Origin of the sequence: Campylobacter upsaliensis (assembly GCF_900637395.1) — a bacterium.
GTDB classification, from domain to species: domain Bacteria; phylum Campylobacterota; class Campylobacteria; order Campylobacterales; family Campylobacteraceae; genus Campylobacter_D; species Campylobacter_D upsaliensis.
In genome coordinates, this window is the sequence record NZ_LR134372.1 from 1,213,255 (window position 1) to 1,237,661 (window position 24,407).

Consider the following 24,407-nt stretch of genomic DNA (forward strand, 5'->3'; position numbering starts at 1 on the left):
TTTAAAAATTAAAAATTTTATCTTCATCTTTTTATTGCAAACATTAAATTTTTAAACACCCTTAAAGCCTTATTATTTTATACTTTCATCTTTAAAACACTAAGAAAGGACACTATGGGACGCGCATTTGAATACCGCAGAGCCTCAAAAGAAGCTAGATGGGACAAGATGAGTAAGCTTTTCCCTAAACTTGCTAAAGCCATACAAGTCGCAGCAAAAGAAGGTGGGAGCGACCCTGATATGAATCCTAAATTGCGTTCTGCCATCGCCACCGCTAAGGCAAATAATATGCCAAAAGACAACATTGACGCCGCAATCAAAAGGGCAAGCGGTAAAGATAGTGCGGAGATTAAAAGCATACATTATGAGGGCAAAGCCCCGCACGGAGCTTTGATAATGGTCGAGTGTATGAGTGATAATCCAACTAGAACCGTGGCTAATGTCAAGGCTATCTTTAACAAAAACGGCGGAGAAATGCTACAAAATGGGGCTTTAGGCTTTATGTTTGCTAGAAAGGCAGTTTTTCACTTAGAAAAATTTGAGGGCGATTTGGAGGAGCTTGAGCTTGACCTCATCGATGCAGGACTTGAGGAGCTAAATCAAGACGAAGAAGAGCTTTTAATTAGCGGTGATTATACCGCTTTTGGAGAATTAAGCAATGCCATTGAGGCTAAAAATTTGGTCGTTAAAAAAGCAGGGCTTGAATATGTGCCAAATTCGCCTGTAAGTTTTAATGAAGAGCAATTAGCCGATATAGAAAAATTGCTCGATAAATTAGAAGATGATGACGATGTCCAAGCTGTTTATACAAATATAGAATGAATACTTTAGAAAAAAATTTAAACGCCCTTGAAAACCAAACGCTAAAATTAGAGCTAAGAGACATTAAGCATACGCACATTAAACCCGTCTTTGGAAAAGATAGTTTAGAACTCAACTTTTCGAATTTAGAGGGGGGGGGGGGGTGATGTATCAAAATCCCTTAGTCGAGCTTAAGCAAAGCCTAGAATTTTATAATGAGCAATTTGCGTTTTATCCTGTGCTTTATTTTTACGGCTTTGGCAACGGGCTTTTATTTAAAGCCCTACTTCAAAGCCCTTATCATAAGCATTTGGTGGTTTTTGAAAGAAATTTAGAGCTTTTATGGCTGTGCTTGAGTCTCATTGATTTTTCAAAAGAGCTAAAAGAGCAAAAACTCATCATCTATCATCAAACAAATAATGAAATTTTAAGAGAGCTTTGCACAAAAGAACCTTTTTTAGCTTATGCTAAGACTTGCATTTTGCATTTGGGTGCTAAGTATTATGAAAATTTTCAGCAAGATTATGAAAGGCTTGAGCTTGATTTACAAGAAACCTTTTCTCAAGCGATGTTTAGCAAGGGAAATAACCTAGAGGACGCCTTGCAAGGTGTGGGACATTTTATCCACAATCTCCCTGCAATTTTAAATAGTCCTAGTATCAAAGAGCTTTTAAACAAAAGGCAAAACATTGCCAAAACTGCCATTATTGTAAGCACAGGACCAAGCCTTATAAAGCAACTTCCGCTTTTAAAAAAGTATAGAGAAAAAGCCTTAATTTTTTGTGCGGATAGTGCTTATCCTATTTTAGCAAAGCATAATATTAAGCCTGATTATGTGTGTATGGTTGAGCGTCCTGAAATCACGGCGGAATTTTTTAAGCACGATTTTAGGGATTTTGATGAGGGGATTTGCTTTATCCTTAAAAGTGTCGTGCATCCAAACGCTCTTAAATATATGGAGCAATACAAAAGAAACTATATTGTATTTAACGAAACCCTGCCTTTCATCAAGGCTTTTAGGCTCGATGCTTTTGCCCTGCATTATGGAGGTCCAAGCGTAGCGAATTTAGCTTTTGTGCTATCTTTATGCTTGAAAGTGCGAAATATCATTTTAATAGGACAGGACTTAGCCTATGATGAAAATGGCTTTTCACACCCTAAAGATTATCAGCACGGGCAAAATTACGAGAGCGAAAGTAAGAAATTTAGCGTTTTAGCTTATGGTGGGGAAGGTTTTGTAGAAACAAATTTGTATTGGAATATGTTTAAACATAGCTTTGAAGCCGATATTTTAGAGGCTAAGAAATGGCTTGATATTGACATTTTTAACGCCACAGAAGGTGGAGTCAAAATAGAAGGAACGATAGAAAAGAGCTTTAAGCAGTGTTGCGAAGAACTTTTAAAAGAAGAGCTAAAAAGACCTTTTGAGAATTTAAATTCCTTAAACCAAACCAAGCAAGACGAGCTTTTACTCAAATGCTATGCTAAAATTTATCAAAGTTTAAGTTTAAGCAAGGCATTTTTACAAGAGCTTGAAGAAAATGAAGGTGAAATTCAAAAAGCCTACGAGACTTTTTCTCTTTCTAATCCTCAAACCTTCAAAGAAACACAACAAAATTTAGTCCAGCTTATTGAAAATTGCAAAGAAAAGATAGAGAAAAATAAAAAAGACAAGGCTATTTTATTTGATGTTTTAAACCCTCTCCTAGCGCAATTTGAATTTGATCTTGCTACGATTTTGGTGCAAAATGCTAAAAATATCCAAGAAAATTATCAAAAAACCCTCCTTTATGCTAACGCTCATTTAAGTTTAATCTCCCTAGCAAAACAAGGCTTAACGGAGCAAAAAGAAACGATTATCAAGCACCTAAGCCCCCTCGAAAATGCTCTAACTCATCTTAATCCTTACAAAGATAAAATAAAGGAAAAATATGCAAGAAGCACTCTTTAACGCAAATTTAAACGCCTTAAAAAATCCTCTTTTAAAACAAGAGCTTCTTAGCATAAAAGAAAGCAAATTTAAACTCATCGTAGGCAAAAATGAACTTGATGTCAATTTGCTCGATGAGGGGGGGGGGGGGGTGATGTATCAAAATCCCTTAAGTGAATTGAAGCAGAATTTAGAGCGTTACACTGATAAATTTGCCCTTTATCCTGTGCTTTATTTTTACGGCTTTGGCAATGGGCTTTTATTTAAAGCCCTACTAGCAAACGCTCATTTAAAACACATTGTCATTTTTGAAAGAGAGCTTGAAATTCTTTACACTATCTTTCACCACATTGATTTTTCAAAAGAACTAAAAGAGCAGAAAATCTTACTTTTTAACGCTAACACTATAAGTGCTGAGGAGCTTCGCTGTCTTTGCTACTTAGAGCCTTTTTTTAGCTATGCTAGAGTGTATTTTCTAGAGCTTTGTAGTGATTATTATGAAAAATTTAGCGATGATATTATAAAGCTTAATCAAACCCTACTTCAAAGCTTTACCTACGCCATTTGCTCTCAAGGAAACGATCCGCTTGACTCCTTACAAGGCATAGAGCAATTTATCCTCAATCTCCCCGCCCAGCTAACTCACCCAAGTCTTAAAGAATTCCTAGATAAAAGACGCAATATAAGCAAAAACGCCATTATCGTAAGCACAGGACCAAGCCTTATAAAGCAACTTCCTCTTTTAAAAGAGTATAGAGAAAAAGCCTTAATCTTTTGTGCGGATAGTGCTTATCCTATTTTAGCAAAGCATAATATTAAGCCTGATTATGTGTGTATGGTGGAAAGAAGTGATTTTACGGCGGAATTTTTTAAGCACGATTTTGGGGATTTTGATGAGGGGATTTGCTTTATTTTGGTTTCTTTAGTGCATCCCAATGCTCTTAATTATCTTAAAGATAAAAATTATATTCTTATTAATAAAACTTTAAATTTCGCACATTTTATGGATTTTAAAGAATATGATTTTGAGCATCCGCTTTCTAATGTCGCCTGTATGGCTTATTCTCTTGCTTGTGAGCTTGGTGCTAAAAATATCATTTTAATAGGACAGGACTTAGCCTATGATGAAAATGGCTTTTCACACCCTAAAGATTATCAGCACGGGCAAGATTATGAAAAAGATAGTGCCAAATTTGGCATTTTAGCTTATGGAGGAGAGGGTGAAGTTCTCACTCACACCACTTGGCTTTTATTTAAGCAAAATTTAGAAGATATTATTTTACGCCAAAGCCCCACCTGCTACAATGCCACAGAAGGCGGTGCTAGGATAGAACATTGTATAGAAAAAAGCTTTAAGCAATGCTGCGAAGAACTTTTAAAAGAAAAGCTAAAAAGACCCTTCCCACCCCTTACAAAATCAACAAATTCAAAAGAACTTTTGCAAAAAGCCTATCAAAAAATCATTTTAGCTCTAAAACATAGCGATGAATTTCAAATCACACTTTCACATTTTCATAAACGCTTACAAGAAGAAATTTTAAAGCTTGAAAGTGTTAATCTAAAGCATTATGAACTTGAAATTTTAGACGAAATTCAAAACTCTCTTTCACACACTAAGGAAAAATATTACGAATTATTTGAACTTTTAAGTCCTTACATTACCCAGTTTAAACTAAATCTTGCTAGAATTTTGGTTTTAAATCCAAAAACCTTAGAGGATCAATTTAATAAAAACTTAATTTTATTGCAAGAAAATTTAAAGTTGATAGAATTTATCTTTCAAGCTTTACAAACGCTAGATTTAAGATTAGAAAACGCTCTAAAACTTTTGGAAAACGCCATAAAGGAAAATCAATGCTAAAAACCATAGATACAAGTAAAGTTAAAGATTACAAAGGCGCAATCATCAAAACCCAAAAAGGCGACATCAAACTCAAGCTTTTTGGCGAAGAAGCTCCGCAAACGGTGTGCAATTTTGCAAATTTAGCCAAAGAGGGTTTTTATAAAAATTTAAACTTTCATCGCGTTATAAAAGACTTTGTGATTCAAGGAGGTTGCCCACACGGAAATGGCATAGGCGGTGCCGGTTATGAAATCATTTGCGAGTGTGATGACCAAACACACAAGCATTTAAGAGGCACGCTCTCTATGGCACACGCAGGACGCGATACGGGCAGTTCGCAATTTTTCATCACACATAGCCCACAGCCTCATTTAGACGGCGTTCATACCGTTTTTGGACAAATTGACGAAAAAGACAAGGAAAGTCTTAAGGTCTTAGACTCCATTAAACAAGGAGATAAAATCATAGATATTGAAATTTTAAGCCAAATTTAATGCAAGAAATTTTTAATTTCATCATCGAAACAGCCAGTGCGTGGGGCTATCTTGGCATTATTATCTTAATGACCATAGAAAGTTGCTTCATACCCTTTCCTAGCGAAGTTGTGATGATACCTGCTGGCTATTTAGCACATAAGGGAGAGCTTGATTTTAGTCTTTGCATTTTGAGCGGGGTTTTTGGTTCTGTTTTGGGAGCTTTAATTAATTATTATCTTTGTTTTTTTTGGGGGAGAGATTTTATCTTGCGTTATGGGCGTTTTTTTGGCATTACAGAAGAAAAATTTGCTAAATTTGAAGTTTTTTTTAATAAGCACGGCGAATTTTCTACTTTTGTTTGTCGTTTGCTTCCGGGCATTCGTCAATACATCTCTATGCCAGCAGGCTTGGCTAAAATGAGAGTGATTAATTTTGTCATTTTTACCGCTGCTGGAAGTGGAATTTGGGTCAGCATACTTGTATTTTTGGGCTATTTTTTAGGAGAAAATGAAGACTTGATTAAAGAATATTTACATCAAATTTTACTTTTTATCTTGCTTTTTGTTCTCATTGCTAGTCTTATTTATATCAAAATTAAAAAACCTTTTACTAAAGAAAAGCGATGAAAAAGCCACAAGTTCAAGCCTTAAGCGACTTTCTAACAGAATACACAAAGCTAATGTTAAGCTCAGGCACTTACACAGCAAGGGTTTCAAAATGTGTCGAAAGAATCGCACAAATTTACGGCTATGAGGTTAATATTAACTTTTTCTTTCATCATTTTTCTATCAATATAGTCGATAAAGATGATAATTCCATTAATCGCACTTATATCATACCCAACAAACACGCATATTTGAATTTTAAGCTTATTTTAGATTTAAGTGCTTTAAGTTGGGCGATTTATGATAAAAAATACACATTAGAAAACGCCAAAAAACTTTTTTATCAAATCAGCACGCAAAAAAAGCATCCCTACGCCTTAACTTTGTTTCTCGTCTCACTTGGAAATGCCGCTTTTTGTAGGCTTTTTGGAGGAGATTTTGGGGGCTTTTGTTTAGTGTTTTTAGGCACACTTGCAGGACTTAGCTTAAGATATATTTTAACCAAAATTAAAATTGATTTAAGAATTCAATATGTCATTTGTGCTTTTATTTCATCGTGGATTGTTTTTTTAGGAGTCGATACAAATTTAACAAAAGAAGCCGATATAGCTTTAGGTTCAAGTATTTTATATCTCATACCGGGAGTATTTTTCATCAATTCTGTTATCGATATTTTAAAAGACCACATTTTAATGGGACTTAGTCGTATTATTAGCGTTGTGATTTTAGTATGCTGCATTGCTATGGGGATTTATACAACCTTAAGTCTTTCAAATTATGGGATTTTACAATGAGTGCCTTGCTTAATGATATGCTTTTTGCTGCAATTGCTGGATTTGGCTTTGCTTATGCTTGTAATCCTCCCTTAAAAACGCTCATTTTTTCAGCCCTACTTGCTGCTATCGCACACGGATTGCGTTTTGCTTTATTAAATTATTTTCATTTTCAAACCCTAGCCATAGCGACCTTTATGGCTTCTTTTTGCATAGGCTGTTTAGGGATTTTATGTGCTAAAATCAGCAAAACCCCCGCTGAAATCATCACTTTCCCAGCCCTTATCCCTATGATACCCGGAATTTACGCCTATCAAGCCATTTTATATCTTTTCTCTTTTATAAGAAGCGAAGATTTGCAAGCTAAAACAAATTTCTTAATTGGCTTTTTTGACCATTTTTTCACAGCTCTTTCTGTAACCCTAGCCTTAGCTGTTGGCGTGTCTGTAACCCTACTCATCTTTTTTGAACAAAGCTTTATGATGACTAGAAATCGCCAAGAATTTAAACGCATTATTTAGAAAATTATGCTTAAATTCAATAAATTTCAAAAAAAAGGATACATATGCTTTGCCCAGTTTGTAATGTCGATTTAATGATGAGTGATAGAAGTGGCGTAGAAATTGACTATTGCCCTAAATGCCGCGGCGTGTGGCTTGATAGAGGTGAGCTTGATAAAATCATCGAGCGTAGCACACCTGTCAATGAAAGAGCAAATTCTTCTTACTCTAGAAATGACTATCATCAAAGCCACCACAATGATGGCTATTACAAAAAGAAAAAGAGAGAAAGTTGGATAGGGGAGCTTTTTGACTTTTAATGCTCCATCTTATCTTTTGCCCGAATTCCCATAAGGGCAAACCCTGTCTTAATACTAAGTGCCACTAAAGCAAAAAGCTTTAACAAGCTATCTTCATTTTCCGTTCCTATGACCCTATTTTCATAATAAAATTTATGAAAAGAAGCCGCCAATCCTTTAAGATAATCAGGAATTTTCTGCAAAGCTCTTTGCTCAAAAGCATCGTTTAAAACAGATCCCAAATTTAAAGCCTCAAATAACAAATTTGTCGCCTCATCGTTTAAATTTGACAAATCAGCCTCTAAAACATCATCAAGACTTTTTCCTGCTTTAAGAAAAATTTGTTTTACTCTTGCGTGAGCGTAATTGATGTAAAATATGGGATTAGAGCTATCTTCTTTTTTAAGAATATCAATGTCAAATTCTAAATGCGTATCACACTTTTTACTCAGAAAAATAAAACGCAAAGCATCACTTCCTATCTCATCTAAAATTTCACTCATCAAAATGAAATTTCCCGCTCTTTTACTCATTTTATAAGGTTGATTATCTTTTAATAAAGATACCATTTGTGCAAGGATAATTTCCAAATTTTGTGGATTAAAACCTAAAAATTCAATCGCAGCCTTCATTCTTGGGATATAGCCGTGATGATCCGCTCCCCAAATATTAATGCACTTATCATAGCCCCTACTCATCTTATCTTTATGATAAACAATATCTGCCGCCAAATAAGTCCCACGCCCATCATCACGCACGATAACGCGGTCTTTTTCATCGCCCTTTAGCGAAGAAGCAAGCCAAATTTTATAATCCCTTTCATAAACACCGCCGTGTGCTTTTAAGGACCTAATCGTATCTTCCAAAGCGTTATAATAAGACCTTTCGCTTACATAATGATCGATTATGATATTTGCCTGTGCTAAATTTTTCTTAATCAAATCAAGCATTTTGTCCTTAGCCCAAAAAGCTAAATTTGACACATTGTCCATTGTAAAAAAGTCTTTTTCAAAATTTGCAAAAGCCTCACGCGCCAAATCGTCAATATACTCGCCCTTATAAGCGTTTTCTGGGTATTCAAGCTCTTCATTTAAGCAAAGTATCTTAACCTTAAATAAAACTGAAAGTCCAAGTAAATCAATTTGATTACCCGCGTCATTAACATAATATTCCGTATCAAATTTATAACCCAAATGTCTCGCCACTCTTGCTAAAGTATCACCAAAAATAGCCCCTCTCGCATGCCCTATATGAAGCGGTCCTGTAGGATTTGCACTAACATATTCAAGTAAAAAGCTTTCATTTTTTGCCTTACCCTTACCAAATTCATCAGGCTGCTTTAAAGCTTTTTTAGCAAGAATGTCTAAAAAAGCTTTAGAAAGTCTAAAATTTAAATAGCCATTTACTGCTTCAACTTTTTCGAAATAAAAATGATCTTCAAATTTCAACGCCAAATCCGCAGCGATCAAAGCAGGAGCCTTTTTAAATTCTTTAGCTAAAGAAAAAGCAAGTGGAGTGGCAAAATGTGCCAAAGCTTTATCTTTTGGATTTTCAAGGATAAAATCTCGTCCTAAAATTTTATAAATTTCTTCATAAACTATATTTTTCAAAATGAAACCTTAAGCTTTTTTTGTTTCATCTAAATTCGCTTCACTAGTAGCCTTTTTCTCCTCAGACTTTTCTTCTATCTTCATCGCATTTTTTGGCTCATCATCATTATCCATTTCGCTTCTAAAGGTCTTAATCCCTTTACCAACACCTTTGGCAAGCTCTGGGATTTTCTTCGCTCCAAAAAGCAAAATTACAATCACTAAAATAATAATCCAACCACTAACACCTATATTTCCTATACCCATATCATACTCCTTTATTCCATAAATTTTGAATTTGCCCTATATCTTGCCTCTTTGTTTTATATTTTAAAGAAAGAAAAATAGAGCGTAAAGCCTCATAACTTTTCTCTAAATTATCATTAATAATGAGATAATCATACCCCTCAAGCTCTTCCATTTCTTCGCTAGCATTTTCAAGCCTTTTGTCAAGCTGTGCTATTGTATCAGTGTTTCGCTTAAGAAGCCTTTTTTTTAACTCCTCCTTGTTTTTCGTTGTGATAAAAATAGAGTCAATTTGATCTCCTAAACTCTCTTTTGCAATCCTAAAACCTTGCACATCAATGTCAAAAATGACAATTTTTCCCTCATCTAAAGCCTTATTTGTATGCCTTAAAGAAGTGCCGTAAAAATTCTCATGCACCCTAGCCCACTCCAAAAAATCTCCATTTTTTATGCCATTTTGAAATTCTTCTTGGCTGATGAAATGATAATGCACCCCATTTATCTCACCATCTCTAGGCGTTCTTGTTGTGGAAGATATGGAAAAATAAAGCTCGTCTTTAAATTCCTCAAAAAGCTTTTTAAGCAGGGTTGATTTTCCAGCTCCACTAGGACCGGAAATGAGCAAGATAAAGCCTCTCAATGCCCTTCCTCATCAAAACTTATCTTAATATTTATATTCATATTCATACCCTTAAGTGCGGCTTTTAGCGTATCATCTTTAATGCTTGCACTTATCGCCTTGCTAATGCCTTGACTAAGCTCTTCCATAAGCTCATCTTGTGAAATTTTAAGCTCTTGCTTTTCAAAATCATTTTGTATTTCTGTCTCTTTTGTGGTCTGTTCCTCTTCAAAATTGACTTCCTCGCCTAAAGCTTGTTTGATATCCCTTTCTTTTAAGTTGGCAAATTCATCTAGTTCTACATTTGGCACGACAAGCTCTTCATCGCTAACGCCTAAAACTTCATCATCTAGCACGGGCTCATCTTTAAATTCCTCTAAAACTTTCACCCCATCTTCTTGATTGATATCCATATCAAGCTCATCAAGTTGTGCTAATTCATCTTTAATTTGCTCTTCTGTGCTTAAAGGCTCATTTTGCGTCTCTTCTTGTTCATTTTCCTCGACCACAGGTAAAGTTTCTTCAGCTTCAACACTCTGCTCTTTTTCTTGTCCCAAAAATTCGGCATCTTCTGGTAAATCATCAAAACTTACCTCGCTCTCTTGCTCTTCAACCATAGGCAAAAGATCTTCTTCGCTTTTTAAATTTTCAACTTCTACATTTTCACTTTCTTGCTCATTTTCCAAATTTTCAAGTTCTAAATTTTCGCTTTTCTCTTCGCTTTCACTTTCTAAAGTTTCTTGTTCGCTTTCTTGCCTTTCTTCTTCCTCGCTCAAATTTAGCTCCAAATCTTCTTCTTTAACTTCTTCTTTTAAATTTTCATCTAAACTTAAATCTTCAAAACTTTCTTCGTTTGAAATTTCTTCATTTTCTAAATTTTCACCCTCTAATTTTACATCTTCTAGCTTTTCGGGCTCCAAATTTTCCCGTTCCTCTTCTTGTTCGTCCAAATTTTCTTCTAAAGAAAGAGTCTCCTCGCTCAAATTTTCACCTTCTTGTTCCTCATCTAAGCTTAAATCCTCAAGCCCCACTTCTCCCACCTCTTCTTCCTTGCTCTCTTTCTCATTTGGCACATCGTCCAAATTTAAAGCATCTAAATCAAGGTTTAAATTTGCGTAAGGATTTTCATCTTCTATCACAGCTTCTTTTGACGGCTCTTGGCTTAATAAATTTAAAAGATCTGTCGGCAAAAAAGGCTTAGATAAAATTTCTACATCAAGTTTGCACTCTTTATTGCGAGGATTAAGATAGATAAGCCTTTTGCATTTGTCTTTTAGGAAGTCAAGGTCGGCTTGCGTGTCGCTATCTACAATAATCACATCATAAATTCCATCCTCGTAAGCACTCAACTCACTGATTTCATAAGACATTTTTTGCGCACTAAGATTGATAAGCTTAGAAACAACAGGATTTTCATTTAAAAGTAAAATTTTCATCATCTTTCCTTAAAAATAATTGCTTATTTTATGATAATTTTTTTTATTATTAGCTTAGGTAAAAAAAAGAGTTTGCATATTTGAAAAAACCTCCGCAATAAGTTCTTTAAAATATTCCATCATAATAAGCAAAATGGCAATTAAAACCACAAAAGCAAGGGCGATTTTAATAGGATAGCCAATTACTAAAAGATTAAATTGTGGCATAGTTTTCATCAAAATGCCAAAAATCACATCGGCAAGCAAAGAAATGGCAAGTATAGGAAAAGCCATAGTAAAGCCTATCACAAACACGCTCAACATACCAGAATTTAGATATTGCATAAAATTTTCGCTAGGATAAAAGCCACCGAGATTAATATAAGTTAAACTTTGACTTAAAAATAAAAGCATTAAATGATGTCCATCAAAAGCCAAAAAGAAAAGCAAAGCAAGTAAATTTAAAATTTGTGAAGTAACAGGCATATTAATACCCGAGCTAGGATCTAGCACACTTGCCATAGTAAAACCCATAGTAAAAGCTATTTGCTCACCTGCCATCATTATGATAACAAAAACAAATTGGATAATAAGCCCCGCTATCATACCAAAAAGCACCTCGCTTAAAAGCTGCAAGATAAAAAAACTATCCAAATGCAAAACTTCAATTTTCGCTAAAGGATATAAAAACATCGTGAGAAAAAATACTATAGTTGTTTTTACCACCATAGGAATGCTATTATGCGAAAAGAAAGGAAAAAATACAATAAGACCACTAAGTCTAGCAAACAAAAGCATAAAAGTTGCTACATTTTTATCGCCTAGATAATTAACAAATTCCATTTGCTTTTAAAATGTAGGTTTTATCACAAAGACTTGCAAGCGTGTCATCGTGCGTTACGAAAAACAAAGCAGCATCATTTTCTTTCACATAATCCATCAAAATGCGTAAAACATTTTTAGCGTTAGCAAAATCCAAATTTCCTGTCGCTTCATCAGCAAAAATAATGCGTGGTTTTTTACAAAGCACCCTAGCGATGCTCACTCTTTGCTGCTGTCCGCCACTTAATTTGCCTATTTTTTGATCCAAAAGCATATCTATACCTAACTTTTTTAATAACCTTTTATCTAAATCCTGCTTAGATAAAACACTAGCAAGTTCTATATTCTCTAAAGCACTAAAGCCTTTAAAAAGATAGTGTGCTTGAAAGATAATGCCAAAGTCTCTACGGCGAATTTCAAGCCTTTTATTTTCATTTAAATCATATAAATTTTGATTTTGATATAAAACAATGCCAGAATTTGGCTTTAAAAAAGAAGATAAAATATGCAAAAGCGTAGATTTACCACAGCCACTACTTCCTTGAACGGCTATGCAATCTTTAGCTCTCAAAGATAAGTTTAAATTCTCAAAGAGCGGATAATCAAAGCTATGACTTAAATTTTCCGCTCTTAGAAGTTCCATTTTAGCCTATTTGTGCGGCAACCTCTGCCGCGAAGTCTTCAGTCTTTTTCTCCAAGCCCTCACCTACTTCAAAGCGGATAAATTCGACTATTTTAATTGAACCTCCCAACTCTTTTTCTTTTTCAGTGATTACTTGTGCAATGGTTTTTTTATCATCCATTACATAAAATTGTCCCATTAAGGTTAATTTGCTATCAAGCTGTGAATTCTCGGCGATAAAGCTTTCTATCTTACCCGGGATAATTTTATCCCAAATTTTCTCAGGTTTATTTTGAGCTTTAAGCTCTGCTTTAATATCCTCTTCAGCCTGCTTTAAAATAGCTTCATTAAGTTGCTTACGACTAGCAAATTTAGGAATTTTATGCTCTGGCTTGTTAGGATCTTTAAGCCTTCTTCTCTCTTCATTTTCCTTTTCAAGCTCTGCAACCAAAGCCTTATATTCACTCTCTACAAAGTCCATATCAAGCTCATCATAGCTTAAATAAGTCGGTTTCATCGCTGCTATATGCATACAAATTTGCTTTAAAAAATCCTTAGCTTTATTTGCCACTTCAGTGCTTTCACAAGCTGCCGCAATGATAACTCCCACGCGTCCATTTGTGTGAATATAGCCATTAACAACGCCTTTTTCACTTGCCTTTAGCGTGGCAAATCTCCTCACAACCAAATTTTCACCTATGGTCGCAATTTGACTTTTTAAATATTCTTCAAATTTAACACCGTTAATTGTGCTAACTTGAAGCTCCTCAATGCTCTTAAGACTATGATTTTGAATATGTGCTGTAGTATCTTTAGTTAAGGCAATAAATTGCTCATTTTTAGCGACAAAATCTGTTTCTGAATTAATCTCACTCACAGTTGCACTAGTAAAATCATCACTTACCTTAACGCTTACTAAACCTTCAGCTGCAAGTCTATCAGCTTTTTTGGCAGCCTTACCCAAACCTTTCTCTCTTAAAAGCTGAACTGCTTTTTCAAAATCGCCCTGAGTCTCCTTTAAAGCGTTTTTGCAATCCATCATTCCAGCACCTGTGCTTTCGCGTAGCTCTTTGACCATTTGTGCAGAAATTTCAGCCATTATTCTTGCTCCTCTTCAAAATCTTCTTCACTCATAGCTTCTTCTAAAACTTCTTGTTTTTCTTCTTCGCTGATTTCTTTTTCTTCGCTTTCTACAACGCCATCTTGCTCTCTTAAAGCCTTGCCCTCATTAATAGCCTCAGCCATTTCTTGACAAAAAAGCTGCACAGAACGAATCGCATCATCATTTCCCGGGATAGGATAGGTTACTAAGTCTGGATCGCAATTTGTATCAAGTGGTGCTACCACAGGAATTTTAAGTCTATTTGCTTCAGCAACGGCAATTCTTTCTTTCACGGTATCAATTACAAAAATCATATCGGGCTGACTTTTCATATAACGAATTCCACCAAGATAAGCGAGTAATTTTTCTTTTTTTCTTGTTAGCATTAAAGCTTCTTTTTTAGTTAAAAGCTTAATGCTTCCATCTTCTTCCATTTTTTCTATCACTTCGAGCTTACGAATACTTTGCCTTATCGTGCCAAAATTTGTCATCATACCACCAAGCCAACGATGATTCACATAAGGCATACCACATTTTTCAGCGTATTCTTTAATGGCTCCGCCCGCTTGTTTTTTAGTGCCGACAAAAAGTATAGTTTTGCCCTCAGCAGCAGCATCACGGACGATATTATAAGTGTATCTAAAATATCTTAGGGTCTTTTGCAAGTCAATCACATAAATACCCTTTCTCTCACCAAAAATGTATTTTTTCATTTTTGGATTCCAGCGTCTTGTTTGGTGTCCAAAATGCACACCACATTCTAACAAATCCCTCATACTAACCATGAGTTTCTCCTTATAATTTTAGCTTTTTCCTCCGCATCCCTTCATCACCTAAGCAGCTAAATAAGGACTGATGCGTGTGAAATAAGCCGTGATTATACAAAATTTAAGTTTAGTTTTTACTTAGATAAAGAAAAGTCGCCCAAAAGGCGACTTGCATTAATGTAGTTTAGACCAGACAGAACGCTTCCATAAAATCGCAAAAATACTAAGAATCACAAAGAAAATCATAATGTAAATTCCAAGACTTTCTCTTTCTTCTTTTTTACTATCGCCTACTTTTTCAATGTAAGAAATCACTTTCGCTTGTGTGGCTTCATTTAAACCTACCCTTGGCATAGCCGTTCCTGGAAGAAGTTTTTGCGTATTATTGACAAAATCGTTAAGATACTGCTCTCCTCTACTTCTTATCATCATCGATAAATCAGGCGGAACAGAACCTAAATAGCCCTTTAAATCATTTTTAGCTGAAGGACTAAAAAAGCCATCATACCTCATATCGTGGCAACGACCGCAAGACTCGATAAAAAGCATTCTTTCTTTAGCAAAGATTGTTTCTTTCTCCATTAAAGCAGTTTTTTCAGCACCTTCTTCAACTTTAGCGTATTTTTCTTCGACCTCTTGTTTAATTCTAGCATTTTCTTTTTCTTCAAATTTTAAAGCCATCTCTTTAAGATAAGCAATCACATCGGCTATGTTTTGATTAACAATTTTCTCGCTCTCGCCAGAAGTTTCACTATTGTAAGCTGTCATAATAAAGGCATCACCAAATTTATGATCAACCTTCAATGCTAAAGCTGGATTTAAAATCAAAGCAGCCAAAAATTTCTCATCGTAAAGCAAAGCAGCCGAGCTTAAATCAGGCGGTATCACACCATAAGCAGAAGAATCTGTAAAATTTGAAGCGATCCCATCTTCTTTTAAGCCGTGGCAAGCAAAACAATTGCCTTCAAAAAATGCCTTACCCTTAGTTGCATCACCTTTTGCAAAATCTATTTTTTCCACACTAGCCCAAAGTGCTTCATTTTTTGCTAAATTCTCTTTAGCTGCATCAAGGGCTTTAGTCGCACTTTCTACCTGTGAGACATCATTTTCTTTTTGTGCCTGAGCTAAAAGGGCTTCTTTGTCCGCAACTACACCTTTAGCAAAGCTCAAGTCCTCTTCCGCAAAATTAAAATTCGCAGGGCTTACATGAGGCTTCATTATAGAGTGTGCGTAAGGCTCAACGCCCCAGTATGTAAGGGCTGTAAATGCAACTACAACTAAAAATATCTTTAATTCTCTCATTTTTTAGCTCCTTTTTTTTCCATTATTGTAATCATAGGTAAAACTACAATAAGCAACAATAAAAATACGATAGAAGCATAAAATCCTACCCAAGCATTGATGCCTGTTGGAGGCAATTTACCATACACAGTTAAAACAATTAAATCTATAAGTAAAACCCAAAACCATATAAAAAATAGAGGTCTTTCATGAGCTGGTTTGACCACATCACTTCTATCAAGCCAAGGAAATAAAAAGAAAATCACTTGAGCGATACCAAAAGCAGCCAAGCCTATATCAAAAGCCTTAATACCACCCACATCAAAGAAAAAGCCTCTTAAAACTTCATAACTCCACAAGAAATACCACTCAGGATAAATATGTGCTGGGGTTTTAAGAGCATCCGCTGGGTCAAAATTGATAGGATCCATAGCAAAGCTAAATTTAAAACTTACCAAATAGAAAAAGAAAATCATAAATAAGCTAATATATACAAAATCCTTACTTAAAAAGCCCGGCCAAAATGGTATAACCTTAGAGCCTTTTGTATCTCCTGCCATATATTTTTCCGCTTCTAGGTCAAAGTCTAATTCTTCAGCTATTTCATTATTGACATGTGGAATTCTTAAGGAATAAAAGTGAAACACTATAATCATAATAATCACAATAGGAAGCAAACAAACATGAAGCATAAAAAATCGCGTTAAGGTTGGGTCAGATACTGCATAATCGCCTCTTATCCACACAACTAAAGCATCACCTATGAAAGGAATTCCGCCAAAAAGATTTGTAATAACTTGTGCCGCCCAATAACTCATCTGTCCCCAAGGAAGCATATAACCACTAAAAGCCTCAGCCGAAAACACGACAAATAAAAGCATGCCGCTTATCCATATCATTTCACGACCCTTTTTATAAGAGCCATAATAAATCCCTGTAAGCATATGAATATAAATGACCAAAAAGACAACAGACGCCGCCACTCCGTGCATATGACGCCACAGCCAACCATACTCAACCTCTTGCATAATAGTTTTATTAACACTATCAAAAGCTAAAGCCACATCAGGCTTATAATACATCACAAGTAAAAGCCCTGTTACAAAAAGTATGGTAAAAAGCGTGGTTAAAATCACACCCATAGCCCATAAAAAGTTAATTTGTTTTGGTATCCAGTATTTATTCATCAATACATCAAGCAATTTGTGAACCGCGAGTCTTTGATCAAGCCAATCCACTATGCCATTTGCTTTTCTAATCTGTGCCATCTTAAGCCTCCGCTACCATTTTTTGATACTCAGAACCCTCTTCTCCTAGAACGAGTTTTGTCCCCTCTATTTTAAAAGGAGGAATATCAAGCGGTCTTGGAGGAGGTCCAAAAACATTAACTCCACTAATATCAAATTCGCCTCCATGACAGGCACATTTAAAAAGCTGTTCGCTTGGAGCATAGGCAGGAATACAACCCAAATGAGTGCAAAGCCCTATTACAACGGTGTAAGAAGCATTTTCTATCACTACATCACGCTTTGAATCTTTTGCCATATCCGCAGCCTTTTTTAAAATAAAAATAGGCTTTTTACGCCACTCTATCGTTCTAAGTTCGCCATCTTGCATAGAGCTTAAATCCACCGTGGTAAAACCAGCCGCCTTAACGCTAGGAAGTGGGTCCCAAGTCTTTTTCATCGCTACAAGTGAAAAAGCACCACCCACAGCAGCCACAGCTCCAAATGCAAAGCCCATAAAGCCTCTTCTACTTTCAGAGATAGCCATAATTTTCCTTTCCTTGAAATTTAATTTAATAAACCTAGCAGTTTATCTAAAATAAAATAAATTTTTTCTTTTTTGCTATTTTTGTTTAAAATTTCTAACTTGAAACTTAAAAATTATTTACTTTTATTTTTTGTTTTAATATAAATGTGTAAAATGTCTAAAGCAGCAGGGGTGATCCCGCTAATCTCACTTGCAGCAAAAAGTGTAGGCGGTCTAAATTTTTCAAGCTTTTCGACCACTTCATTGCTCAAGCCGCTTACATTTTTAAAATCAAAATCCGCTGGGATTTTAAGAGAGCTTAAGTTTTTCATTTTTTCCACTTGTGCTTTTTGCATAGTGATGTAATGATAATATTTTGCCTCGCTTAAAATTTCTTGTAAAGAATATGCGTCCATATTCTCAAAAAATGAGTCAAGTTTGCGTAATTTACCCACATCAAAACTCGCTCTTGCGACTACTTTTTGAAGACTTACAATAGAAGTAATTTTCTCCTCACCTAACTCCTTTAAAAAAGCGTTATTTTCATTACTTGGAGTTAATTCTTTAGTTAGCAAAAAATTTAATCCTCGCTCGATATTTTCACGGCTTTTCTCTATCATTTGAAATTCTTTTTCGCTTAAAAGCCCAAATTTAAAGCCATATTTACCTAGTCTAATAATGGCATTTTCTTCCCTTAAAAGTAGCCTAAATTCCGCCCTTGAAGTAAACATTCTATAAGGTTCTTTCGTGCCTTTCATTACCAAATCATCAATCAAAACTCCAATATAAGCCTCATCACGCCCTAAAACAAAAGGCTCTTTATCTTCCAAAGCTAATGCGGCATTAATCCCAGCCATAAAACCCTGAGCGGCGGCTTCCTCATAGCCTGTCGTGCCATTAATCTGCCCCGCACAATATAAATTTTTAACCTTTTTAAGCTCTAGGCTGTGATAAAGCTCGGTTGGGTCAATATAATCATACTCAATAGCGTAACCAAAACGCGTTATTTTGGCATTTTCAAAACCCTTAATGCTTTTTAACATTTGTGTTTGCACCTCGTAAGGTAAAGAAGTCGAAAAGCCGTTAATATAATACTCGCTAGCCTCTTTAGTTTGCGGCTCTATGAAAAGATGATGGCTTTCTTTATCGCTAAAGCGGTTAATCTTGTCTTCTATGGACGGACAATACCTAGGACCAACGCCCTCAATTTGCCCAGTAAAAAGTGGAGCTCTATAAAAATTATCTTTAATGATTTGATGTGTATTTAAATTCGTCCTTGCGATAAAGCAAGGCAGTTGCGTAGGTGAAAAATTCTTCGTTCTAAAACTAAAAGGCTTAGGCTCTGCATCTCCGTGTTGAATTTCCAAAACGCTAAAATCAATGCTTTTTGCATCCACTCTAGGGCAAGTTCCTGTTTTAAGCCTACCTATCTTTAAGTCAAGTTTTCTTAAGGAATTTCCAAGCTTTATAGATGCCATTTCACCTACACGCCCTGCCTCAATTTGATTTTCTCCTATATGAATCAATCCATTTAAAAAAGTGCCTGTGGTAAGAATTATTTTTTTCGCGTAATAATTGTGATTTAAATTTGTTCTAACGCCTTTTATTTCATCATTTTTGAAAATTAATTCTATAACTTGCTCTTGGGAAATTTCCAAATTTTTAAGTTGTAAAAGCTTATTTCTAGCAATAATGCGGTAGCGGTCCATATCAATTTGTGCCCTACTACCTCGCACGGCTACACCCTTGCTTTCATTTAAAATGCGAAATTGAATACCCGCCTCATCGGTAATTTCTCCCATTAAGCCACCCATAGCATCAAGCTCTTTTACTAAATGCCCTTTAGCTAGTCCCCCTATGGCAGGATTGCAACTTGCCGCACCAATTTGCTCAATAAGAGTTGTTAAAAGAAGAGTTTTCTTACCCATTTTAGCAGCAGCAGCACTCGCCTCTATGCCGGCGTGTCCGCCACCTATTACGATAATATCATACATTATAAGCCTTATTTTTTTTAAAGGCTGAAATTATATAAGAATTTAGCAAATAAAATCACTTTGCTTCTTGCAAAGAAAAAATAAGCTCATTATAGCTTTTATGGGAATTTTTACAAAAATCTCTTAAAAATTCCACACCTCTATCCAAACTCATTTGTTCAAATTTTAAAAGCTCATTATAAAGAGGTTTAATCTGCTCCAAAGCTTTAGCATTAGGCTTTCTACGCACGGAATAATAGCCTATAATTTGATTATTGACATCAAAAGATGGCGTTACATTGGCAAAAACCCAGTAATAATCATTATTTTTCGTCTTATTTTTTACAAAAGCAAAAATTTCCTCGCCCCTTTTCATATAATCCCATAAAATTTTAAACACGGTGCGAGGCATATCCTCGTGTCTTACTATATTGTGCGGTTTATATAAAATTTCGTTCATTTTATAACCTGCATATGTTAAAAAATCATCATTTGCATAGACAATTTTGCCCTTTAAATCCGTCTTTGAGGTAATAAGACAATCTTTTTCTAAAAAAATTTCCTTCGCCATACTTATTCCTCTATTTTAAGCTTTGCTAAAATTTCCGCACTCTTACCCTCTAATGCTGTTACTTTACTCACTATGGAGTCATAAGCTTCCTGTCCTATATATGCGGCTTTTGACTCTTCTATCGCACAGCTTGCATTTTCTTTAATTGCCGCTCTTACCTCATCTAAATCCTCATCACTTACAAGCTCATTAATAATCATCTTAGTTCTTTCTTCGTGGCAAAGATGTGAAATGGCATCAAAGCTATTTAAATCAAAATTATGTGTGCCATTAAGGGCGAGATAGATGTTGGATTTATAGAGTATATGATCAATCTTTGCGACAGATAAAATGAGTTTTTTTGCAAAGGAGGTAAAATTTACACCAAGTTCGGAGCTGTTTTCTTCAAGTCGCTTAAATGCTTGAGAGAAATTTGAAATGCGTTCTTCTGAATTGCTAACAATGTCGAAAACTTGTTCGCTTCCTGATTGTATATTGTCAAAATCTTGTTGCATTGTTTGTATAGCTATGGAAATTTCGCTCGTTGATTTTTGCGTTCTTTCTGCTAGTTGTCTTACTTCATCTGCTACGACTGCAAAGCCTCGTCCGTGTTCTCCAGCCCTTGCTGCTTCAATAGCAGCATTAAGCGCTAACAAATTTGTTTGATCTGCTATATCACGGATAACCTCAATCACCGAAGTGATATTTTGCGAATTTGCCACAAAAGCTTCCACCGTTTCCTTGCTAGAATTAACAACTTCCATTAAGGTATTCATAGACTCTTGCAAAGATATGACCTGCGAACCATTTTCAGTAGCGACCTTAGTGATAGAATAAACCACATCGTAAATATTATTCATCGCGTTAATATCCGCATTTAAAGAAGTTGTAATGCGCGACATATCTTTATTTTGACTGCCTAAGCTTAAGTCCATCAAAGTCTTAGAAAGAGCGTTTTTAAAGGCTGATTTTGCCGTTACCTCTATATTAGATAAAGCCTTATTGATAAATTCTATATTGTGAGCAAAAATTCCTTTTAAACCTTCAGGCAAAGCCTTGCGATAAAATTCATTATTTTGCGAACAGGTAATGGAGGTATTAATTTCTCTTAAATAAGCCTCAAGCCCATCTATCATATTATTTAAATTATCGGCGATTTGGGCGAGTTTCTTGCTTTTACTCTTAATATAAATCACCCTTTTGTCAAAATCTCCCTCTTTAAGATAATTAGAAAGCGCAAAAAGCTTTTCTATCATCTCACTTTCATCTTTATGTAACAACATAGCATAAATAAGTAGCACGACCGCAGCGACAAAACACACCGACCCAACATAAACATTAAGCATAAAACTTAGCAAAATTCCAGCTACATTTAGCATAATCGCTGACACAAAAATACTTTTCATCATCTTCCTCACTTTAAACTTAACTTAAATAATTCTCAAAATTCTAAGATAAAATTACGGATTATATTTAATAGAGATTAAAAAACTCTTAATTATTTTCTTGTAAATCAAAAATTAACTGATTGTAAGTAACCTTATAAGAATTGACAACCTCCATTAAAGTTTCCACACCAGCTTTAATGCCTCCTTGCTTTTCCTTTTCAAGCAAGGTTTTATAAACACTTTCCATTATAGAAATGGCTTTAGGATTAGGCTTTCTACGCACGGAATAGTAATTAATAATATTACCATTTTCATCAAAAGAAGCTGTAATATTTGCAAAAACCCAATAATAATCTCCACTTTTTGCCTTATTTTTTACAAAAGCAAAAATTTCGTGTCCCTTAGTAATATAATCCCATAAGCATTTAAACACGGTGCGTGGCATATCCTCGTGCCTTACTATGCTATGTGGCTTATATAAAATTTCGTCCATTGTATAGCCTGCGTATTTTAAAAAATCATCATTTGCATAAATAATATCACCCCTTAAATCTGTCTTTGAGGTAATGAGTGTATCATCTGCTAAAACTATCTCTTTCACCACTAATCCCTTATAATAAAATATTTATAAAATATTTTATTTTTATTAATTAAAACAAAATCTTGTTTATTATACCAAAAATTCAGCCCTTAAATCAAAAAAAAAAAACGCTTATAAAGCTAATTTTAGCTACAATTATTAAATAATTTTTATTACAAAAGGGTAAATTTTGTTTCTTTTCATCACAAAAGAAAAATGCAAAAATATGCTCAAAAGTCTTGCTTTTTGGGTTATTTTAGGCATTATTTTGGGAATTATTTTAGGCTGTGTGCATAAGGAGTTGGCTTTAAATGTTAAAGTTGGAGTGGATTATTTTATCCACGCTTTAAAAATTCTCATCGGTCCCATTATTTTTGTAACGATTATTTTAGGCATCATCAGTCTTGATAATCTTAAAAAAGTTGGCTCCATAGGGCTTAAATCCGTGATTTACTTTGAGCTTGTTAGCACTCTTGCTTTGGCTGTTGGAATTTTCATTACAAATATTTTAAAACCAGGCGCAAATATGAATTTAAATCCTAATGAAATCAATAGCAAAGGTATAGAGCAGTATCTTGCAAAAAGCAATGCCGACATTAGTGCAAGCTCTGAAATCATACAAATCTTAAAAGACGCTATCCCAACGGATCTCATCAGCCCATTTACGGAGGGAAAAACCTTACAGGTTTTAGTCCTTGCTATACTTACAGCTCTTATCATTTCTTTAATGAAAAATGAAGATAAGCAAAGCATACAAAAAGTCTTTGAAGTCGTGCAAAATTTCGTTTTTAAAATCTTACAAATCATAATGTATTTTAGTCCCATAGCCGCCTTTTGTGCTATGGCTTTTCTCATCGCACAATATGGCTTAAGCTCGCTTCTTAATCTTGGCTATTTACTTTTAGTGATGCTTTTTGCTTGTCTTGTGTTTATCTTTGGAATTTTAGGGATTATTTGCTATTTGGCGAAGGTCAATATCTTTAAATTTATGCGTTTTATCGCCGCAGAGGTTTTAATCGTCTTTGCCACAAGCTCAAGCGAATCCGCTCTCGCCCCTTTAATGAAAAAACTCGAAAAAGCAGGAATTTCAAAAGCCACAGTAGGACTTGTTTTACCGACTGGATATAGCTTTAATTTAGACTGCACAAATATCTATTTATCCGTGTGTCTCATCTTTTTAGCACAAGCTTTTGGTGTGAATTTATCCCTTAGCCACGAACTTAGCATTTTACTTGTTTTAATGGTCGCTTCAAAAGGAGCAGTTGGCGTTACAGGCTCTGGTTTTATCGTGCTTGGAAGCACTTTAGCCGCACTTGGCGGTATGCAAATAGAAGAAGCTGGAGGCACTTTAGCAGAAGTTTTACCCATAGCTGCCATTAGCATTTTGCTAGGAGTGGATAAATTTATGTCAGAAATGAGAGCTGTGGGAAATTTGTGCGGAAATAGTGTCGCCGCACTTATCGTTGGCATTTGGGATAAGCAAATTGACTGGGAGAAATTCAATTACGCTATCAATCATCCTGAAAAATTTCGCAACGAAACTTTAAACTAACGATTTCTTTGAAAGAAATCGTAGCGATTAATTTCCTCAAATTTGCTTTCATCTTCTTTTAATTGTCTTAAAAAACTTTTATTTAAGCTAAAATTAAAGCCTACGCGGACGGCATTTTGAATTTCATCTTCTTTATTTTGACTTTGAAAAAGATTGAAATTAAGCACCTTATAAGGCTTATAGGTGATTTGATAATTTGCCTTTTCATTATCCTTACTCACATCAAAAATGACGGATTCGTAAGACGGAACAACAAAGCTAAGACCTAATTGCAAATTCCTCTCCACGCTTTTATCTTGAGGCATATAATAATTTGTATAAGCTTTAAGCGTATCCGTATAGCCAAATTCCGCACCCCAACTTGAGCTATCGCTATTTTCTTCTTTGTGCTTATCGATAAAGCCATTAACGCCAAACAAAAAATTCTCGTGCATATAGCGATTAATCAAGCCACCAGAATAATTATAGCTTTCTTGAGAAACGAAAATTTCTTTTTGAAAAAGCAAGGAGTCGTTTTCTCCTTCATAAAGAGAAGTGAGGTTTTTCATTTGAAAATTTTCATTTTGAAAATCTAAATTCCCTTCCGTTTGATCAATGCCATTATTTTTTTCAAAAGCACTTGAAAGAGCGGAATTTAAAGCTGCTTGAAAATCTACGCTTTCTTCTTGCACCTCTGGCGTATTATTTTCATATTTAAATTTAAAACGCGTCCAATTGCCCTCTTTATTTTCCTCTAAAGCCTTACCCAATACATCTGCAAAAATAAAAGAATTTTGTGCAAAAAGGCACAACAAAATCCCTATCAATGTCTTTTTCATCATTTCTCATTATAAAAAATAAAAACAAATAAAAGTAAATTTAGAATTTATTAAGTTATATTTAAAACACTTTTGTTAAATTTTTTAGTTTAGGATATTACAAT

General features: G+C 34.9%; 26 protein-coding genes. 10 read left to right on the forward strand and 16 right to left on the reverse strand.

Going from position 1 to position 24,407, the window contains the following annotated elements; all coding sequences use genetic code 11:
* Positions 1 to 114 precede the first annotated feature (114 nt).
* The 9 genes from EL158_RS06085 to EL158_RS06120 are packed head-to-tail and all read left to right on the forward strand — an operon-like array spanning position 115 to position 7,248.
* Positions 115 to 822 carry a YebC/PmpR family DNA-binding transcriptional regulator gene (locus tag EL158_RS06085; protein WP_027303594.1) on the forward strand — a complete coding sequence of 236 codons (708 nt, stop codon included), beginning with the start codon at positions 115 to 117 and terminating at the stop codon, positions 820 to 822.
* Positions 819 to 968, forward strand: a complete 150-nt coding sequence (locus tag EL158_RS08555) for a hypothetical protein (protein WP_164715687.1) — start codon at positions 819 to 821, stop codon at positions 966 to 968. Before EL158_RS06085 ends, EL158_RS08555 begins: the two co-directional genes overlap by 4 nt.
* Positions 968 to 2,752: a motility associated factor glycosyltransferase family protein gene (locus tag EL158_RS06090; RefSeq protein ID WP_126361535.1), complete on the forward strand. Its 1,785-nt coding sequence runs from the start codon at positions 968 to 970 to the stop codon at positions 2,750 to 2,752. Before EL158_RS08555 ends, EL158_RS06090 begins: the two co-directional genes overlap by 1 nt.
* Complete coding sequence (locus tag EL158_RS06095; RefSeq protein ID WP_174705426.1) at positions 2,733 to 4,592, forward strand: motility associated factor glycosyltransferase family protein; 1,860 nt, start codon at positions 2,733 to 2,735, stop codon at positions 4,590 to 4,592. Before EL158_RS06090 ends, EL158_RS06095 begins: the two co-directional genes overlap by 20 nt.
* Positions 4,586 to 5,068 (forward strand): peptidylprolyl isomerase, encoded by a 483-nt coding sequence (locus EL158_RS06100; RefSeq protein WP_027303597.1) that lies wholly within the window; start codon positions 4,586 to 4,588, stop codon positions 5,066 to 5,068. Before EL158_RS06095 ends, EL158_RS06100 begins: the two co-directional genes overlap by 7 nt.
* Entirely contained in the window at positions 5,068 to 5,676 is a 609-nt protein-coding gene (locus EL158_RS06105; RefSeq protein ID WP_027303598.1) for a DedA family protein, read from the forward strand. Before EL158_RS06100 ends, EL158_RS06105 begins: the two co-directional genes overlap by 1 nt.
* Positions 5,673 to 6,449 carry a threonine/serine exporter family protein gene (locus tag EL158_RS06110; RefSeq protein ID WP_027303599.1) on the forward strand — a complete coding sequence of 259 codons (777 nt, stop codon included), beginning with the start codon at positions 5,673 to 5,675 and terminating at the stop codon, positions 6,447 to 6,449. Before EL158_RS06105 ends, EL158_RS06110 begins: the two co-directional genes overlap by 4 nt.
* Positions 6,446 to 6,949 carry a threonine/serine exporter family protein gene (locus EL158_RS06115; protein WP_027303600.1) on the forward strand — a complete coding sequence of 168 codons (504 nt, stop codon included), beginning with the start codon at positions 6,446 to 6,448 and terminating at the stop codon, positions 6,947 to 6,949. Before EL158_RS06110 ends, EL158_RS06115 begins: the two co-directional genes overlap by 4 nt.
* A 44-nt stretch (positions 6,950 to 6,993) precedes the next feature.
* The gene (locus tag EL158_RS06120; RefSeq protein WP_004275760.1) at positions 6,994 to 7,248 is read left to right on the forward strand and encodes a TFIIB-type zinc ribbon-containing protein; all 255 of its coding nucleotides are present in this window, start codon (positions 6,994 to 6,996) and stop codon (positions 7,246 to 7,248) included.
* On the opposite strand, the gene argS is transcribed toward EL158_RS06120, so the two are convergent.
* The 15 genes from argS to cetC all read right to left on the reverse strand — a co-directional run bounded on the left by argS (position 7,245) and on the right by cetC (position 21,954).
* Positions 7,245 to 8,837, reverse strand: a complete 1,593-nt coding sequence (argS, locus tag EL158_RS06125) for an arginine--tRNA ligase (protein ID WP_027303601.1) — start codon at positions 8,835 to 8,837, stop codon at positions 7,245 to 7,247. The two genes, EL158_RS06120 and argS, sit on opposite strands and share 4 nt — an antisense overlap.
* A 9-nt stretch (positions 8,838 to 8,846) precedes the next feature.
* The gene (gene tatA, locus EL158_RS06130) at positions 8,847 to 9,083 is read right to left on the reverse strand and encodes a twin-arginine translocase TatA/TatE family subunit (RefSeq protein ID WP_027303602.1); all 237 of its coding nucleotides are present in this window, start codon (positions 9,081 to 9,083) and stop codon (positions 8,847 to 8,849) included.
* Between the two features lies 1 nt (position 9,084).
* A complete protein-coding gene (gene gmk / locus EL158_RS06135; protein WP_027303603.1) occupies positions 9,085 to 9,702 on the reverse strand; it encodes a guanylate kinase in 618 nt (205 codons plus the stop codon).
* Entirely contained in the window at positions 9,699 to 11,117 is a 1,419-nt protein-coding gene (locus tag EL158_RS06140) for a hypothetical protein (protein ID WP_027303604.1), read from the reverse strand. Before EL158_RS06140 ends, gmk begins: the two co-directional genes overlap by 4 nt.
* Before the next feature lie 54 nt (positions 11,118 to 11,171).
* The gene (fliR, locus tag EL158_RS06145) at positions 11,172 to 11,939 is read right to left on the reverse strand and encodes a flagellar biosynthetic protein FliR (protein ID WP_027303605.1); all 768 of its coding nucleotides are present in this window, start codon (positions 11,937 to 11,939) and stop codon (positions 11,172 to 11,174) included.
* Positions 11,926 to 12,561 (reverse strand): ABC transporter ATP-binding protein, encoded by a 636-nt coding sequence (locus EL158_RS06150; protein WP_027303606.1) that lies wholly within the window; start codon positions 12,559 to 12,561, stop codon positions 11,926 to 11,928. The genes fliR and EL158_RS06150 overlap by 14 nt, the downstream gene beginning before the upstream one ends.
* A 1-nt stretch (position 12,562) precedes the next feature.
* Entirely contained in the window at positions 12,563 to 13,639 is a 1,077-nt protein-coding gene (gene tsf / locus EL158_RS06155) for a translation elongation factor Ts (protein ID WP_004277669.1), read from the reverse strand.
* Entirely contained in the window at positions 13,639 to 14,427 is a 789-nt protein-coding gene (rpsB, locus tag EL158_RS06160; protein ID WP_004277670.1) for a 30S ribosomal protein S2, read from the reverse strand. The genes tsf and rpsB overlap by 1 nt, the downstream gene beginning before the upstream one ends.
* 156 nt (positions 14,428 to 14,583) lie before the next feature.
* Positions 14,584 to 15,711, reverse strand: coding sequence for a c-type cytochrome (locus tag EL158_RS06165; protein ID WP_027303607.1), 1,128 nt, complete (start codon positions 15,709 to 15,711; stop codon positions 14,584 to 14,586).
* Complete coding sequence (locus tag EL158_RS06170; RefSeq protein ID WP_027303608.1) at positions 15,708 to 16,958, reverse strand: cytochrome b; 1,251 nt, start codon at positions 16,956 to 16,958, stop codon at positions 15,708 to 15,710. The genes EL158_RS06165 and EL158_RS06170 overlap by 4 nt, the downstream gene beginning before the upstream one ends.
* 1 nt (position 16,959) lies before the next feature.
* On the reverse strand, positions 16,960 to 17,463 hold the full coding sequence (petA, locus tag EL158_RS06175) for a ubiquinol-cytochrome c reductase iron-sulfur subunit (protein WP_027303609.1): 504 nt from the start codon (positions 17,461 to 17,463) through the stop codon (positions 16,960 to 16,962).
* A 113-nt stretch (positions 17,464 to 17,576) separates the two neighbouring features.
* Positions 17,577 to 19,436 (reverse strand): tRNA uridine-5-carboxymethylaminomethyl(34) synthesis enzyme MnmG, encoded by a 1,860-nt coding sequence (gene mnmG / locus EL158_RS06180; protein ID WP_027303610.1) that lies wholly within the window; start codon positions 19,434 to 19,436, stop codon positions 17,577 to 17,579.
* 55 nt (positions 19,437 to 19,491) lie between these two features.
* Positions 19,492 to 19,986 (reverse strand): bipartate energy taxis response protein CetB, encoded by a 495-nt coding sequence (cetB, locus tag EL158_RS06185; protein ID WP_027303611.1) that lies wholly within the window; start codon positions 19,984 to 19,986, stop codon positions 19,492 to 19,494.
* Between the two features lie 2 nt (positions 19,987 to 19,988).
* The gene (cetA, locus tag EL158_RS08900) at positions 19,989 to 21,374 is read right to left on the reverse strand and encodes a bipartate energy taxis response protein CetA (RefSeq protein ID WP_027303612.1); all 1,386 of its coding nucleotides are present in this window, start codon (positions 21,372 to 21,374) and stop codon (positions 19,989 to 19,991) included.
* An 85-nt stretch (positions 21,375 to 21,459) separates the two neighbouring features.
* On the reverse strand, positions 21,460 to 21,954 hold the full coding sequence (gene cetC, locus EL158_RS06195) for an energy taxis response protein CetC (protein ID WP_027303613.1): 495 nt from the start codon (positions 21,952 to 21,954) through the stop codon (positions 21,460 to 21,462).
* 205 nt (positions 21,955 to 22,159) lie between these two features.
* On the opposite strand from cetC, the gene EL158_RS06200 reads away from it, so the two are divergent.
* On the forward strand, positions 22,160 to 23,485 hold the full coding sequence (locus EL158_RS06200; RefSeq protein WP_051529113.1) for a cation:dicarboxylate symporter family transporter: 1,326 nt from the start codon (positions 22,160 to 22,162) through the stop codon (positions 23,483 to 23,485).
* Here the strand turns inward: EL158_RS06200 and EL158_RS06205 are convergent.
* Positions 23,482 to 24,306 carry an inverse autotransporter beta domain-containing protein gene (locus EL158_RS06205; RefSeq protein WP_081788082.1) on the reverse strand — a complete coding sequence of 275 codons (825 nt, stop codon included), beginning with the start codon at positions 24,304 to 24,306 and terminating at the stop codon, positions 23,482 to 23,484. The two genes, EL158_RS06200 and EL158_RS06205, sit on opposite strands and share 4 nt — an antisense overlap.
* Positions 24,307 to 24,407: the final 101 nt, after the last annotated feature.